The sequence below is a fragment of the Bradyrhizobium sp. PRIMUS42 genome, from assembly GCF_023006515.1.
Lineage (GTDB): Bacteria > Pseudomonadota > Alphaproteobacteria > Rhizobiales > Xanthobacteraceae > Bradyrhizobium.
This window is the reverse complement of record NZ_JALBGZ010000073.1, coordinates 1-14,787: the sequence shown is the minus strand read 5'-3', so window position 1 is coordinate 14,787 and position 14,787 is coordinate 1. Positions and strand designations below refer to the sequence as shown.

Below are 14,787 nucleotides of genomic sequence, written 5' to 3'. Positions count from 1 at the left end.
AGCGCCAGCGCATCGCAATCGCCCGCGCCGTCCTGCGCGATGCGCCGCTGCTGCTGCTCGATGAAGCCACCTCCGCGCTCGATGCCGAAAGCGAGACGCTGGTGCAGACCGCGCTGGAAGAGCTGATGCGCCACCGCACCACGCTGGTAATCGCGCATCGCCTCGCCACGGTGCTGTCCTGCGACCGCATCCTGGTGATGGATCAGGGCAGGATCGTCGAGCAGGGCACCCATGCCGAGCTCGTGGCGGTGAACGGGCTGTATGCGCGGCTGGCGAGGCTGCAGTTCGACGGGGCGTGAGGGGCTCAGAATGGTGCCTCGTTCGCCGTGTCATCGCCGTACGGCACGGGCGAGCGATCTAGGCCGTCTACCCGAAACCTGGTCGCGCGACGCGACGGTGTCGATGTCTGGTTTGCTCCTGGAACGACGCAGTTGTCGCCAATGAGCAGTGGCGTGATCGGCCCAAAGGCAGCCATTTCCGGACTCAGCCCAAATTCAAAGGTAGCGAGGCAGCAGGTCGCCAAGAGAAGATCTCAATGCGAATGCCGGTGGTGCAGATCGGGATAATGCGGGTGTTTATGCCGTAACGGCTTGTGCTCGTGCCAGTGGGGTTCATCGGAAGCTCCCGCGTGATCATGCCGGTGATGCTCGTCGTGAACATGCCCCGGCAATCAGCGCCGCGCCCGCATCCAATGAAGGGCCCTGACCTTCCCAGGACAGGGCTATCGCGCCGAGGACGATCGCAAGGCACCCGACAACAGGCGCCGATCGACGTTTTCGCGGAATACGCACCACGCAATCGCCTCGTCGCAAGACTCTCGACATTCAGCATCAATGAACCAGACGATGCCGGCGTTCGGCCAAGTCCGAGCATCAGCAATGCCGGACCCAGAATCCCGCCGAAGACAACGATGGCTATCAGCCATGGCACGTCGTGCCACCTTGGCGGAGCCTCCGGCACCGATAGCCCGATCCCGGTCCGTGCGACGTGGACCGCAGCAAGGCCAAGACCCGCACCGAACTAGAGCAGTCCCGCCAGCATCTGAGGATCGATGCCGGCGAGCAGTAGTTTCGAGAGGGGCGTTGCAGCACCGAACAGGAGGGCCGAACCAAGAGCCAACGGAACGCCAGGCAATTGAACAGACGATCGATCTCGCTGCATGTGCTTCGCCTTTCACGCGGTATCAATCCGCAGTGTATCTCGCGGTCAGGGAATGACCGTGCAAGCTTGCCGAAAAGACCACGATAGCCTTTGGCGACAGCTCCGTCTGAAGCTTTCCCGACATTATGTTGGGACTCGCCGGAGTGAGCGGAACGGTGACGGTCTTGCCGCCGTCCTGAATGGTTGCGCGACCCCGCATCTCCTTCGTCGGAAGTGGCGAACCATCATCGTCTCCAACATAAAAGACGATATCCGTCCTCCTGTGGACAAACTCGATCGGGTGTCCCTGTGATTTGACGACGGGGCCGCCGTTGCTGCCTTTCGCCTGTGCCGCGGCCAGGCTTGGCATGACAAGGTTCAGCATGGCCGCCATCACTGCCAGCATGGTGGGGAAAACGTATCTTCTCATTGGTAGCTCCTCGGGTGTTTGTGCGGACGTCAATAGGCTTCCGCGGTGGCGAACGTTGCGGCGTGTCCGGCGACCAGCCGCTCTAGCGGCTGTTTGCCGAACAATAGAAATAGGATCGGGGTCACAACCGTATCGAGGATCGTGGCGCTGAGCAGACCACCAAAGACCGTCACGGCCACGGGATGCAGGATTTCCCGGCCCGGCTCGTCTGCGCCGATCAAGAGCGGGGTGAGCGCCAGTCCCGCGCAAAGTGCAGTCATCAGAACAGGGCTAAGGCGCTCCATGCTGCCGCGAACGATCAGCCCGGTTCCGAAATGCTCGCCTTCATGAATGGCAAGATTGATGTAATGGGAGATCTTCAAGATGCCGTTGCGCGCCGAGATGCCGGCTAGAGTGATGAAGCCGACCATCGAGGCCACCGACAATGGTTGGCCAGCGATCTTCAAGGCAGCCACACTGCCGATCAGGGCGAGCGGTATGCCGCCCATGATGATCAGCGACAGCGCGGTTGATCGATAGCGGCTGTAGAGAACGGTGAAGATCATCGCCAGGGAACCCAGCGAGAGAATGCCGATGCGCCAGGACGCCTCCTGTTGCGCCTCAAACGCGCCTTCGAGGTTGGTGGTGTAGCCTTGCGGAAAATCGAGCTTCCGAATGGACTTTTGAATATCGGTGGCGATATCGGCGATGTCGCGGCGTCCGTCCCCGTTGCCGTAGACGACTATTCTGCGCTGGGTCCCCTCGCGCTGAATCTGGTTCGGTCCATCGGTCTCGATGACTTCAGCCAAAGCGCTCAGCGGCACGAATTCCAGGCCTGTCGGGATGAGCAGATTTTGTAGTCCCGTGGTCGAGCGGTCCTGCTCCGAAAGGCGCATCACGACGTCGAAACGGCGGTTGCCGTCGACGATCTGCGAGACCTTCCGTCCGTTGGACAGCGTATCGAGTGCCTGTGTGATCGCAGCCGGCGTCAGGCCATGAAGTGCGGTGCGGGCATGATCGATCTGGACCCGAACCTGGGGAATTAGCACCTGCTTCTCGACCTGGAGATCGACGAGCCCCGGGATCGTCGAAAGGCGCTGGCGCGACGTTTCAGCAAGGCGCCGCAACATCTCGATATCCTGCCCGAAGATCTTGAGCACGATCTGGGCACGAATACCCGACTGCAGATGATCCAGGCGGTGACTGATCGGCTGTCCAATCGCAACCGACGCCGGCAGCGCGGACAGGGCTTCCCGGATACTGGCGTAGATGTCCGCCTTCTGGCGTTTTGACGGAACGAGATCCACATCGATTTCGCTGAAGTGCACGCCTTCGGCGTGCTCATCGAGTTCCGCGCGACCGGTGCGGCGTCCGACCGACTTCACCTCAGGCACCCTTGCAAGCGATTGCTCCGCCAGCAGTCCAAGCCGCTGCGATTCCGCGAGCGAAATGCCCGGGTTGTATTGCAGCGAAAGCACGAGCGTCCCTTCGTTGAATGGCGGAAGGAAACTGCGGGGCATCTGGCTTGCGGCGTAGCCGGCGACCACGACCGCCGCCGCCACGGAGCCCAGCACCAGGCCCCGCCGTCCGAAAGCCCATCGAAGCGCCCGCCGATTCGCCTGCTTCAGCCTGGTGACGACAAAACTTTCGCGATCACCCGAATGGGTTCGTCCCGAAAGCAGATAGTAGGACAACACCGGCGTTACCGTGATCGACGTCAGCAGCGACGCAAGGATCGAGACCACATAAGCCACTCCGAGCGGCGTGAACAGCCGCCCTTCAATTCCCGGAAGTGCGAACAGTGGCACGAAGACGAGAACGATGATCGTCGTGGCGTAGACGATGCTGGAACGAACCTCCTGGCTTGCCCCGGAGATCACGTCCAGAACAGGACGCGGCGCGCTCGACGCGGCGTTCTCCCGCAGCCGCCGCAGGATGTTCTCAACGTCCACCACCGCATCGTCGACCAGCTCGCCGATGGCAATGGCGAGGCCGCCCAGCGTCATGGTGTTGATCGTGAGGCCGAAGGCGTGGAACACAAGGACCGTCGCGAGGATCGATATTGGAATGGCCGTCAGCGAAACGAACGCGGCGCGTCCGTTCATCAGGAAGACGACCAGGACCAATGCGACGACGACGGCGGCCTCGGCGAGAACGCGCTCGACATTGCTTATCGAGGTTTCGATGAAGGTGGCCTGACGGAATTGCACGTTTGTGACATTGATCCCCGAACGCATGGTGCGTTGCAGATTCCTCAGCGTGGCTTCGATGTTGCGCGTCAACGCCACCGTATCGGCCGCGGGCTGCTTCATGACGCTGACGATGACCGCCGGCTTGCCGTTATAGCCGGCGTCGCCGCGCTTGGTGCGCGCTGCGAAATCCACCGATGCCACCTGCTTGAGCAGGATCGGCTGCGCGTCGCGGCTGGCAACGACGGTGTTGCCGAGGTCCTCGATCCGTCTGGTGAGGCCGACATTGCGGATCAAATATTCGCGGCCATGCTGGTCAACAAAGCCACCGCCGCTGTTGGTGCCGAACTTTGCTGCGGCCTGCTCGATCTGATCGTGGGTGACGCTGAGCGCCTGCATCGTCGCAACGTTCGGGGTCACCCGGTACTGGCGGACCTCGCCGCCGATGGGAATCACCTGGGCGACGCCGGGAATGGCGAGGAGCTGCGGCCGGACGACGAAGTCCGCGATCTCGCGCACTTCCATGGGCGAAGCCGTGCCATCGCTGGTCAGGGCAATCAGCATGATCTCGCCCATGATCGACGTCACAGGGCCCATCTGGGGATTGACCGAAGACGGCAATTGCTCACGGATCAGCGCCAGCCGTTCCGAGACAAACTGCCGGGCGCGATAGACGTCGACGCCCCAGTCGAATTCCACATACACGACCGACAGGCCAACGCCGGAGACCGACCGCACCCGGATCACGCCAGGCATGCCGTTCATCGACGTCTCGATCGGAAACGTCACGAGCTGTTCGACTTCCTGGGGCGCCAGCCCCTCCGCCTCGGTCAGGATGTTGACGGTCGGACGATTGATGTCCGGCAAGACGTCGACCGAAATGGTCGGCAGGACGAAAAGGCCGTAGCCGACGAGCACGGCGGCAACCGCCAGCACGAACAGGCGATTGCGCAAGCTTGCCTGCACGATGAGCTTGAACATGGGCCGTCCCTACCGGATCTGGTTGATGAGGTCGGTACCGCGAACCACGATGCGTTCGCCCTGGTTGATACCGGCCGCCACGATCACGCGCGCCGCATCGACCGGCAGCACGCGAACCGGCCGCGGCTCGAAGCGTTCGGGCTCCTGGTGCAGCCAGACGATATTCTCGCCGCTGCCGCTGCGAACCACCGCATTGCGAGGGAAGATCAAGCCTGTAACCGCTGCGCCGCTCTGGACCATCACGCTCAGCGGCTGACCGATGTTGAGGCCTGTCGGCGGCTCCGGCATGGCAAACTGAACGACGGATGCATGCTGTCTCAGTGCCCGGCTCGTTCCAACGAAGGAGAGCGCAATCGGCTGGCCACTCGGTGCGGTGGCCGTCGCAGCTTCAGGCTCCTTCAAACCCAAGTCGTCATAGGCCAAGGCTTCGACCCACAGGCTCTTGGGATCGGCGATCTGGAACAGGACGTCCTGCGGCTGAATGACCTGGCCCGGCACGACTTTGGCCGAGGTGATGACGCCATCGGTCGATGCGCGCAACTCCTCGAACCCGGTGCGGGAATTTCGAACGGCTTCGCGGCGCGCCCGGAGCCCCTCCAATTCGCTTTCGAGGTCGTTGACCTGCCCTTGGGGCACCGCGCCCCGCTCGGCGAGCGGACGCAGGCGACGCAGCTTGTTTTCGGTGATCGCCGTCAACTGTTCGATCTCGCCGACCTTCTCGAGGATCGTAGTGCGGTCCGCAATCGGCAGATGCGGCTCGATCTGAATGAGCAGGTCGCCTTTGCTGACGGCCTGTCCGATCCGGGGTATGCCGCCGCCGCTCGGAACAACACGTCCCCCATAGACGCTTTGCACGAAGCTGCTGCGGTTGGGGTCGGCGATGACGCGACCGATCAGCGTGACGGCGGGACGAACAGTCTGCGGCTCGGTGGCGGCGGTCCGCACATCCAGCAGCCGCTGCGTCGGCTTGGCCGCGAAGACGGTGCCGTCTTGCAGGCGTCGCGGGGCATCGCTTGGGGCGGGGACATTCGGCGGATTTGCCTGCCTTGCGTTGATTCGGCTCTCGCCGAACGCGATGGCGGCGAGAATGACAAATGCGCCTGCCATCGTCGCTGAAACGGCCGCGGCCATGCTGAGACCACGCCGTCTCCAATAGCCAAACAGAAGGCCGAGCCCCACAGCGGCAAGTGCGGAGGCCACGCCGGCGGTTCGGCTTGAGAAGAGCCAGCCCTGCTCTTGCTGCAGCTCAGGGGGCGGGGCGGTGCCGGCACGTGTCGGCACCAGCGAATCCACCAGCAGGTCATTTCCCCTTGTGGCGTTGACCGAGAAAATGACTTCCACCGGTTCCGTCGGCGTGCCGTTCGGAACAACGGCAGTGTAAACGCCCTCGTCGGTTTTCGTAGCCGCGATCGCGGCGGAATCGCCGATCGTGACCTGCAAGACTGCGTCCGAGACGGGCTGGTTCGTGATGGGATCGTCTATGAAGACGGAAAGCTTGCCCTTTTTCAGAATGCCGACGATCTCGTAGAGTTCGGATCGCGCCGCAACCCTTGGGTAGGCTGACGACACGACGGACGCTTTTTCGGCGTCGCCGTGATCGTGCCCCTCATGGGCAATGGCCCCTGACAGGCCAACGAATATGGCTGCCAACCAAGCAAAGCCGGCCAGACCAAGACTGACGAGGCCAAGTTTTGTTTGGCCAACTCTTGCGGGCCGCCCTTGCGGGCAGCGCTGATTCCCCAACATGGAAAATTCCTTCAGACATGCGAAAAGTCGGCGGCCGAAGGGCCGCCCGGATTACGCGATGCTGAAGGTACTCGGTGGCCGGGTAAGTTCGTCGGGCCTGACGCCAACAATGGCTCGCGCAATCGGCAGCTCGACGGGGATCAGCACCTGGAAAGGGCTGAGCAGGGTCGTGAACTGCGGTGACGCAATCGAAGCGCCGAAAATGTTCCAAGCCAAGCTTGGAGCATCCTCGTCGTCATCGTGATCCGACCCGTCATGCACGTGGCCTTCGGTGCCGTCACCTCCGTGGGAGTGCACGTGACCCGCCAACTGATCGTGGAAATGCAGGGAACCGCTCAACGTGACGGAAGGCGCCGGCAATGCACCAATTGCCGCCTTCGCCTGCGAGATCGAAATCAGGGTCACCTGAAGCAGGAACGCCAATATCGCCACGAACATGGATGCTCTGGCGAGTTGAGGAAGACGTTGAAAAAGGCCTCGCTTCACAACAAGAATCTAGGTGTTCCTGGGCGCGCTTTCAAGCCGACGTTCCGTGCTTAGGGGCGTTACGTCAAAGCGTCATCCCCGTTCGCACCAAAATGCTCCCCTTGCGCCCGACGAATCAAGCGCAGCTCTGCTGCTGGCGGCGTAAGCCGTTGATTTCGCTATCGCCGGCTACTGTGCATGGGGTTGTTTTCGCAGATTCGGGTTGCAGCACGGACGATGACCGCGCGTCAGTCTAGGGACACTTCGGCGACAGCGCCGGCACGTTCGGCCAAGGCCAGTTCTTCCAGCTGCCGTCCTCGCCGACGCAGGCCGGCGGGGCAGGGTCGCTCGACGGCGCAGACGCATGCGTCGTCTCGCGCGCTGCGAAGCGCTGGTCGACATAGGCCGTCGACACATATCCGGCGATGATGACGCCAAGAAAGACCGAGGAACCCTGGGCGAGATCGCGCAGCTTCATCGATCGTCTCCGTCCGCTTGTCATCGTTGCTCTCGCACCAACGACTAGAACACGTCCCCGGATCCAAACGTGACCCGCCTCGCGCCCGCTAGAATCACGCCCGCCACGCCATCTTCAGCACCGGCCGGCCCGAGGTCGGATTCACGTCGTCGCCCGCGTGAGCAAAGCCATTGCGCTCGTAGAAGCGAATGGCGCGGGAATTGTCCTTGTTGACGAGCAGCGTGATGCCTGATGGCGACAGGCGTTTCGCTTCGTCGACCAGCAGCCGGGCCGCGTCCGAACCCCAGCGATCCGGATCGACCACGAGCTGGTCGAGATAGCCGTCGCCGTCGATGGTGACGAAGCCGGTCAGCGCGCCGTCCTGCTCGGCGACGACGATCGAGGCGTTGGGTACCAGGTCCTTCAGCCAGCGCTCGCGCCACCATTCGAGCCGCGCCGCGAAGTCGATCTGCGGATAGGCCTGCTGCCAGGTGCGATGCCAGAGGTCGATCGCGGCGGCTTCGTCGGAGGCCGCGTAGGGGCGGAGGTGGAGGGCGCTCACTACCGCTCCGTCAGCTTCAGCTCGATGCGGCGATTGCGCTTGTAGGCTTCCTCGGTGTTGCCGGGATCGAGCGGCTGGAATTCGCCGAAGCCGGCCGCGACAAGGCGCTGGGCGGGCACGCCGAGCGAGACCAGATATTGCACCACCGAGATCGAGCGTGCCGCCGACAGGTCCCAGTTCGACTTGAAGTTCGCACCGCTCACCGGGCGCACATCGGTGTGGCCGTCGACCCGCAGCACCCAGGGGATCTCGTTCGGGATCTTCTTGTCGAGCTCGATCAGCGCGGTCGCCAATGTGTCGAGCTCGGCGCGGCCCTCGGGCAGGAGCGTCGCCTGGCCGGTGTCGAAGAACACTTCGGACTGGAACACGAAGCGGTCGCCGACGATGCGGATGTCGGGCCGGTTGCCGAGGATGGTGCGCAGCCGGCCGAAGAACTCCGAGCGGTAGCGCGACAATTCCTGCACGCGCTGCGCCAATGCGACGTTCAGGCGAGAACCGAGATCGGCGATCCGGTTCTGCGATTCCTTGTCGCGCTTCTCGCTGGCATCGAGCGCCTCTTCCAGCGCCGCCAGCTGCCGGCGCAAGGCGCTGATCTGCTGGTTCAGCACCTCGATCTGTGCCAGCGCCCTTGCCGAGACCGCCTTCTCCGAATCCAGCGCCTTGCCGAGCTCGGAGGTCTTGCCTTGCGCGTCATTGCCGGCGGCGGCCAGGCCGTCATAAAGGCCCTTGATGCGGTCGCGCTCGGTCTCGGCCGAGGCGAGGCCGGCCTTCAGTTGCGAGACCTGGTCGTCGAGCGTGAGCTTGCCGAGCTTTTCCAGTGACAACAGCTCGTTGAGCTGCGCGATCTTGGCATTGAGTTGCTCCAGCGCCTTGTCCTTGCCGGTGACCTCCTGCGACAGGAAGAACTGCACCACCAGGAACACCGACAGCAGGAATACGATCGACAGCACCAGCGTCGACAGTGCGTCGACGAAACCGGGCCAGTAGTTGAAGGCGCCGTCGCTGCGGCGGCCGCGCGCTAGAGCCATTTAGTTCTCCGCTTCTTCTCTCGTGTCCCGGACGTAGCTAGCAGCGTGCAACGCTGATACGCAGAGCCGGGACTCATATTGTTCCCTGACGCTGGGCCCCGGCTCAGCGATGCATTACTGCGTGCTGCATCGCGTCCGGGGCACGATACCGTCTCAACTCTTTTCCGGTTGGCGGGCGATGCGCTCCAGCAGGCGCCGGATCTCGCGGTTCTGCTCGCCCTGGCCGTCGGCCCATTCGCGGATCATCTGCTGCTCGGTGCGCATGTGTGAAACCAGGGCCTGGATGGCTTCGGCAAGACTTGCCATTGCCGCCGTGGTGCCGCGGCTGGCGCTGCCTTCCTCGAGCACGGAGCGTAAGCGTTCGACCGCGGCCTGGAGCTAGCCGCTGGCGACCCCGCCGCCGCCGGAAGCGACCGCGACTTCGCCGCTGCCATATTCCCGCACCGTGGTGGCGAGCCAGTCTTCCAGGTCGGTGTAGAAGCGGTTCTGCGCCTGGCTCGATTGCAAATCGAGGAAGCCGAGGATCAGCGAACCGGCGAGGCCGAACAGGGAGCTCGAGAACGAGATGCCCATGCCGCCGAGCGGGGCGGCAAGGCCCTCCTTCAGCGTGTCGAACAATGCGCCGGAATCGCCGCCGACCTTGAGCCCGTCGATCACCTTGCCGACCGAACCGACCGTTTCGATCAGGCCCCAGAAGGTGCCGAGCAGGCCGAGGAAGACCAGCAGGCCGGTCATGTAGCGCGAGATGTCGCGGGCTTCATCCAGGCGGGTCGCGATCGAATCGAGCAGGTGCCGCATGGTGGTCTGGGTGATCGACATCCGCCCGGAGCGCTCGCCACCGAGGATCGCCGCCATCGGCGCCAGCAGTTTCGGGTGCCGCGCCGGCGCCAGGCCGGGATCGGCAACGCGGAAATTGTTGACCCAGGACACCTCAGGGTAGAGCCGGATGACCTGGCGGAAGGCCAGGATGATGCCGATGAACAGCACGCCGCCGATCAGGGCATTGAGCCCGGGATTGGCGAAGAAGGCCTGGATGATCTGCTTGTAGAGCACCACGCTGACCAGCGTGCACAGCACCAGGAAGACCAGCATCCGCACCAGAAAGACGCTGGGTGAGGACAGTTTAGTGTACTCGATATCCATGGTGGAGCGGGAAGTGCCAGGCGGCATGGCCGGAATCATCCATTACGAAAGCTTGCTTGCGTGCGTACTATGGCACAGCGCCGGCCCAAAAAAAGCGCCGGATGCGCCGATTTCGGGGGTGGTTCGGGGAACCCGGAGCGGAAGCGGCGCTTTGATAGCCAGGTATCTGCAGAAGTTCGCCATTCGGGGGGCGCATGAGCGTCGTTTCCGCGATCATCGGGACTGCCGAACGCGTGCCGCTGCCAGACGTGGTGATCCGCGCCGCGATCCAACGGCTGTGCTCCCGCAGCGCAACCCGCCTCGCCGCGCATGATGCGGCCGCCGATGCCGCCTTCGCCGGTCGGATGATGCTGCGGCCGATCGCCGAGGGTGCCCCGGCCGGGTTTGGCGAGGTGCCTGCTTCGTTCTTCGCCGACATGCTCGGCCCCAGCCGCAAATATTCCTGCTGCTTCTACAAGACCGATGCGACCACCCAGCAGGAGGCGGAGGAGGAGGCGCTGCGACAGACCGTCGAGCATGCCGGTCTCGCCGACGGCCAGACCATCCTCGAGCTCGGCTGTGGCTGGGGCTCGCTGTCGCTGTGGATGGCGCGGCAGTTTCCGCACGCTGAGGTGACGGCGGTGTCGACCTCGCAGGTCCACCGCGCCCATATCGAGGAGCAGGCGCAGCGGCGCGGCTTGCTGAACCTGCGTGTGGTCACCGCGGACATGAACGTGTTCGCGCCCGACGGCCAATTCGATCGCATCGTCTCGGTCGAGATGTTCGAGCGGATGATGAACTGGCGCAAGCTGATGACGCGCCTGCGGTCATGGCTCGCGCCGGAGGGCCGCTTCTTCATGCAAATCGTCACCCATCGCTCCGGCTCGCAGCTGTACGACCGGCTCGATCGCGACGACTGGATCGCGCAGCACGTCTTTGCGGGCGGGCTGATGCCGAGCCATCACCTCGTCAGGCAATTCGACGACATCTTCACCGTCGAGAAGGAATGGTGCTGGAGCGGCACGCATTATCAGCGCACCGCGAACGACTGGCTCGCCAATTTCGATACGCATCGCGACACCATCGAGGCGTCGTTGCGCAAGGCCTTTGGCGAACAGACCTGCCAGTGGATGCGGCGTTTGCGCTGGTACCTGCTCGCGACATCGGGCCTGTTCGGCTATGCCGATGGGACCGAATGGGGCGTCAGCCAATACCGGATGAAAAGCGCCGGACCGGATTGACCTTGAAAGAACTCGTTAAGCGTCTTTCGTTGCGCGGACGGCACAGGCCGGGTATTTCTTCGAGCAAACACGTTTCGATTGTTGTCTGATTGTTTCTGCTCACCTAAGGGTCGCAGACGTCCTTCGTGAACCACACGACAAGAAATCTGCACCCTCGAACGGTGTGGACCCAATTGGAATAGTGCATGCGCGAATGCATCCGGGCTGCGACGATCCGACGACAAGATGAAGACCAGCTCAACAGGAATCAGCTTCGGACCAGACTATTTCCCCTCAGCACCCGAATATTTCGCTTGCTCCTGGCCAGCCTGTCGGCGGCGGCGCTGACGGCCGCCGCAACAGGATCGGCCTCGGCCCAGGCCAACTGGACCGGCGCGACCAGCAATGACTGGATGGTGGGGAGTAACTGGACGACCGGAGCCCCGCCCACTCCAGGTCAAACCATCAACATTGGTGTCGTGGGAGCGCCGCCGATCAGAGAGACGGTCCTCGGCCTCGGCGGCCCCGTCAGCGTCTCGGTGGGGACTACGAACATTGGCAACAGCGGCGCAACGGCCGGCAATCTGACGATCCAGAACGGCAGCACGCTAACTAGCACTGCCTCAACCCGGATCGGGATTTCGGCCGGAAGTACGGGAATCGCGACCGTCACCGGACCGGGGTCGCGATGGAATATCCCCAGCGGTACATTTTTTGTCGGCTTTCTCGGCGCCGGCACGCTCAACATTCAAAACGGCGCGCAAGTCGTTACGGGGGTGGGCACGGTCCTGGGCAGCGGCGCTCCGTCTTCCGGCACCCTCAACATCAGTAGCGGTGGCATGCTGGAAACTCAGTCCTTGCGGGGTGGAGCCGGCGCGAGCCAGGCCAACTTCGACAATGCTATCCTGCGGGCAAACGCCAGCAACGCGACCTTCATCAACGGATTTTCGGGCACCAAGCTCAACATTCTCGGGGGCGGGCTGACGATCGACGCCGGTGCATTCACGATTGGCACCGATGCGACATCCGCCTTCACGGGTGTCGGTGGACTGACCAAGATCGGCACCGGCACGCTGAACCTGGCGGCCTCCAGCGCATACACCGGCCAGACCGTGATCCAGGCGGGCATCCTGGCGCTCACCGGCGCGGGCGCCATCAGTAACTCGAGCCGCGTCGTCGCGAACGGGACGTTTGATATTTCAGGCTTGGCCGCCGCCGGCACCAGCATTCAGAGCCTCGCTGGCAGCGGCGCCGTGACCCTGGGCGCGAAGAACCTGACGATCACCAACGCCAACGACACGTTCGCCGGGGTGATTGGCGGCACGGGCGGCGTGACCGTGACTGACGGCACCCAGACGCTGTCGGGTGCGAATGCTTACACCGGCGCGACCAATGTGAACGGCGGCACTCTGCGCGCCGGAGCCGCGAATGCATTCAGCACTGCTTCGGCTTTCAACGTGGCCTCCGGCGGCGCGCTCGATCTTGCCGGCTTCAATCAAACGCTCGCTTCGCTCGACAATGCCGGCACCGTCACCCTCGGCGGTGCGCCGGGAACGACGCTGACCGTGGCCGGAAATTATGTCGGCAATGGCGGCACCGTGCAGCTCAACAGCCGGCTCGGCGGCGACGGCTCTCAGACCGATCTGTTACGGGTGCAGGGAAGCACGTCCGGCTCGTCGTCGCTGCGCGTCACCAATGTCGGCGGCGCCGGCGCGCAGACCGTCGAAGGCATCAAGGTGATCGATGTGGTCGGCGCGTCCAACGGCAGCTTTTCGCTCTTGGGCAGCTACGTGTTTCACGGCGAGCAGGCGGTGGTCGGCGGCGCCTATGCCTATACGTTGCAGAAGAACGGCATCGCCACTCCCGGCGACGGCGATTGGTATCTACGCTCGAGCCTGATCAATCCGCCGGTTTCGGTACCTCCCGGTCCGCTCTATCAGCCGGGTGTTCCGCTGTACGAGAACTATGCACAGGTGCTGCTAGGCTTGAACGAATTGCCGACGCTGCAGCAGCGCGTCGGCAACCGCTATTGGGGCGGCAGCGATGCAATGGCGCGCGCCGGTGTCGCGCCGGTATCTGGGGCTGCTTCGCCAGCGCCCACGGCGTTCTGGGGTCGCATCGAAGGCGGGCATTCCGACTTGCAACCCTCCAACACCACGGGGTCCACGTACAAAGCCGACCACTTGAAAGTGCAGACGGGACTCGATGGCCTTGTGCTGGAGAACGAGCGGGGTCGGCTGCTTGTCGGTCTCACGGCGCAATATGGCCTGACCACCGCCAATGTTGCTTCGTTCTTCGGCAATGGTCGTATCCGCGTCGAGGGAACGGGTGTGGGTAGCACGGTGACGTGGTATGGCGACAACGGCTTCTATGTCGACGGTCAGGCGCAGTCGATGTTCTACCGCAGCGATCTGTCCTCCGTGTTGGCCGGCAGCCTGACGCACGGCAATGAAGGGTTCGGCCATGCCTTCAGTGCTGAAACCGGCAAGCGGATCGGCTTCGGCAACGGCTGGTCGCTGACGCCGCAGGCGCAGCTTGCCTATTCGAAGGTCGTTTTCGACGGCTTTGCCGATCGGTTCGGCGCGCCCGTATCGTTGCGTGATGGTGACAGCCTGCTCGGCCGCGCCGGTCTTGCGCTCAACCATCAGAGGACCTGGAACGACGGCACGGGTATCGTGCGGTCCGATGTCTACGGGATCGCCAATCTGAGATACGAGTTCCTCAACGGCACCACCGTCGATGTCGCGGGCACCAGCTTCGCCAATGCGCAAGATCGGCTGTGGGGCAGCATCGGCGGCGGCGGCACCTACAGCTGGGCTAACGGACGCTACGCAATCTTCGGCGAGGTCTCCTACAATGCGAGTCTCAACAACGGCTCCGACAACCGCAACTACAAGGGCACCGGGGGCTTCCGCTTGACCTGGTGACGCATGCGCTTGCAGCGGAACGTTTGCCACGATGGAACCAAGCACGACGGTGGGGCCGCAGATGGTTCAAGTTGATTAACGGCCTCGTTGCGCTGTTCCGTCGCAGCACGCAGCGATGGAACCCCGATTCACGATCAAGTGACACGGCAAAAGCCGTCTGAACTCAATGTCATACGCTGTGTGACAATGAGCCGCCCGCGTCATGCGTTGCATCGCAGCAGATGCATTCTATTTTGGCGGCGTCAGCCGCGTGCAAAACGGCCCAGAACGGGCCTCGCGCGGAGCATGATCAGTTTCAACAATATCGGGGCACCCCACTTCATGTCAGGACTTCGTGCGCGATCGGCATGCGTTGCAATGATGCTCGCGGCCCTGGCGCCGCTGCTCGCGGGCTGTGACGAATCCAGCTCCGCCGTGTCCGCCGCTCCGCCGGCCCACCCTGACGTCAGCATCGTGATCGTCAAGCCGCAGCCCAGTCGATGGCGAGAGAGATCTCCCCGGGGCGCAAATTCCGGATCTGCAAATCGCTCATCTCGCATTG

Annotated in this window: 9 protein-coding genes and 4 pseudogenes; 4 read left to right on the top strand and 9 right to left on the bottom strand. The window is 63.4% G+C overall.

Annotation, left to right across the window (positions count from 1 at the left end):
• Positions 1-299 (top strand): annotated as a pseudogene (locus tag MOV75_RS09300) (ABC transporter); the annotation flags it as partial.
• Positions 300-532: 233 nt separating this feature from the next.
• On the opposite strand, the pseudogene MOV75_RS09295 reads toward MOV75_RS09300, so the two are convergent.
• From MOV75_RS09295 to MOV75_RS09255, 9 genes and pseudogenes are all read right to left on the bottom strand, one after another.
• Positions 533-1,161, bottom strand: a pseudogene (locus MOV75_RS09295) (DMT family transporter).
• A 22-nt stretch (positions 1,162-1,183) separates the two neighbouring features.
• The gene (locus tag MOV75_RS09290; RefSeq protein ID WP_246923519.1) at positions 1,184-1,570 is read right to left on the bottom strand and encodes a hypothetical protein; all 387 of its coding nucleotides are present in this window, start codon (positions 1,568-1,570) and stop codon (positions 1,184-1,186) included.
• Positions 1,571-1,599: 29 nt separating this feature from the next.
• Positions 1,600-4,719 carry an efflux RND transporter permease subunit gene (locus tag MOV75_RS09285; RefSeq protein WP_246923515.1) on the bottom strand — a complete coding sequence of 1,040 codons (3,120 nt, stop codon included), beginning with the start codon at positions 4,717-4,719 and terminating at the stop codon, positions 1,600-1,602.
• Between the two features lie 9 nt (positions 4,720-4,728).
• The gene (locus MOV75_RS09280) at positions 4,729-6,465 is read right to left on the bottom strand and encodes an efflux RND transporter periplasmic adaptor subunit (RefSeq protein ID WP_246923511.1); all 1,737 of its coding nucleotides are present in this window, start codon (positions 6,463-6,465) and stop codon (positions 4,729-4,731) included.
• Positions 6,466-6,516: 51 nt separating this feature from the next.
• Positions 6,517-6,903 (bottom strand): hypothetical protein, encoded by a 387-nt coding sequence (locus MOV75_RS09275; RefSeq protein ID WP_246923508.1) that lies wholly within the window; start codon positions 6,901-6,903, stop codon positions 6,517-6,519.
• 280 nt (positions 6,904-7,183) lie between these two features.
• Positions 7,184-7,408: a hypothetical protein gene (locus tag MOV75_RS09270; RefSeq protein WP_246923503.1), complete on the bottom strand. Its 225-nt coding sequence runs from the start codon at positions 7,406-7,408 to the stop codon at positions 7,184-7,186.
• Positions 7,409-7,502: 94 nt separating this feature from the next.
• Positions 7,503-7,949 (bottom strand): GNAT family N-acetyltransferase, encoded by a 447-nt coding sequence (locus tag MOV75_RS09265; protein ID WP_246923499.1) that lies wholly within the window; start codon positions 7,947-7,949, stop codon positions 7,503-7,505.
• Entirely contained in the window at positions 7,949-8,977 is a 1,029-nt protein-coding gene (locus tag MOV75_RS09260) for a peptidoglycan -binding protein (RefSeq protein ID WP_246923495.1), read from the bottom strand. Before MOV75_RS09260 ends, MOV75_RS09265 begins: the two co-directional genes overlap by 1 nt.
• A 153-nt stretch (positions 8,978-9,130) precedes the next feature.
• Positions 9,131-10,147, bottom strand: a pseudogene (locus MOV75_RS09255) (flagellar motor protein MotA).
• A 167-nt stretch (positions 10,148-10,314) separates the two neighbouring features.
• Here MOV75_RS09255 and MOV75_RS09250 point away from each other — a divergent pair.
• The 3 genes and pseudogenes from MOV75_RS09250 to MOV75_RS42645 form a co-directional block, all read left to right on the top strand.
• Positions 10,315-11,340: a cyclopropane-fatty-acyl-phospholipid synthase family protein gene (locus MOV75_RS09250; RefSeq protein ID WP_246923487.1), complete on the top strand. Its 1,026-nt coding sequence runs from the start codon at positions 10,315-10,317 to the stop codon at positions 11,338-11,340.
• Between the two features lie 293 nt (positions 11,341-11,633).
• Positions 11,634-14,246, top strand: coding sequence for an autotransporter outer membrane beta-barrel domain-containing protein (locus MOV75_RS09245; protein ID WP_246923482.1), 2,613 nt, complete (start codon positions 11,634-11,636; stop codon positions 14,244-14,246).
• 321 nt (positions 14,247-14,567) lie between these two features.
• A pseudogene (locus MOV75_RS42645) lies at positions 14,568-14,720 on the top strand (efflux transporter periplasmic adaptor subunit); the annotation flags it as partial.
• Between the last annotated feature and the right edge of the window lie 67 nt (positions 14,721-14,787).

Coding starts and splice junctions, on each gene's coding strand:
- MOV75_RS09290 (WP_246923519.1), bottom strand. CDS start 1,570: ATGAGAAGATACGTTTTCCCCACCATGCTGGCAGTGATGGCGGCCATG.
- MOV75_RS09260 (WP_246923495.1), bottom strand. CDS start 8,977: ATGGCTCTAGCGCGCGGCCGCCGCAGCGACGGCGCCTTCAACTACTGG.
- MOV75_RS09280 (WP_246923511.1), bottom strand. CDS start 6,465: ATGTTGGGGAATCAGCGCTGCCCGCAAGGGCGGCCCGCAAGAGTTGGC.
- MOV75_RS09270 (WP_246923503.1), bottom strand. CDS start 7,408: ATGAAGCTGCGCGATCTCGCCCAGGGTTCCTCGGTCTTTCTTGGCGTC.
- MOV75_RS09285 (WP_246923515.1), bottom strand. CDS start 4,719: ATGTTCAAGCTCATCGTGCAGGCAAGCTTGCGCAATCGCCTGTTCGTG.
- MOV75_RS09250 (WP_246923487.1), top strand. CDS start 10,315: ATGAGCGTCGTTTCCGCGATCATCGGGACTGCCGAACGCGTGCCGCTG.
- MOV75_RS09275 (WP_246923508.1), bottom strand. CDS start 6,903: ATGTTCGTGGCGATATTGGCGTTCCTGCTTCAGGTGACCCTGATTTCG.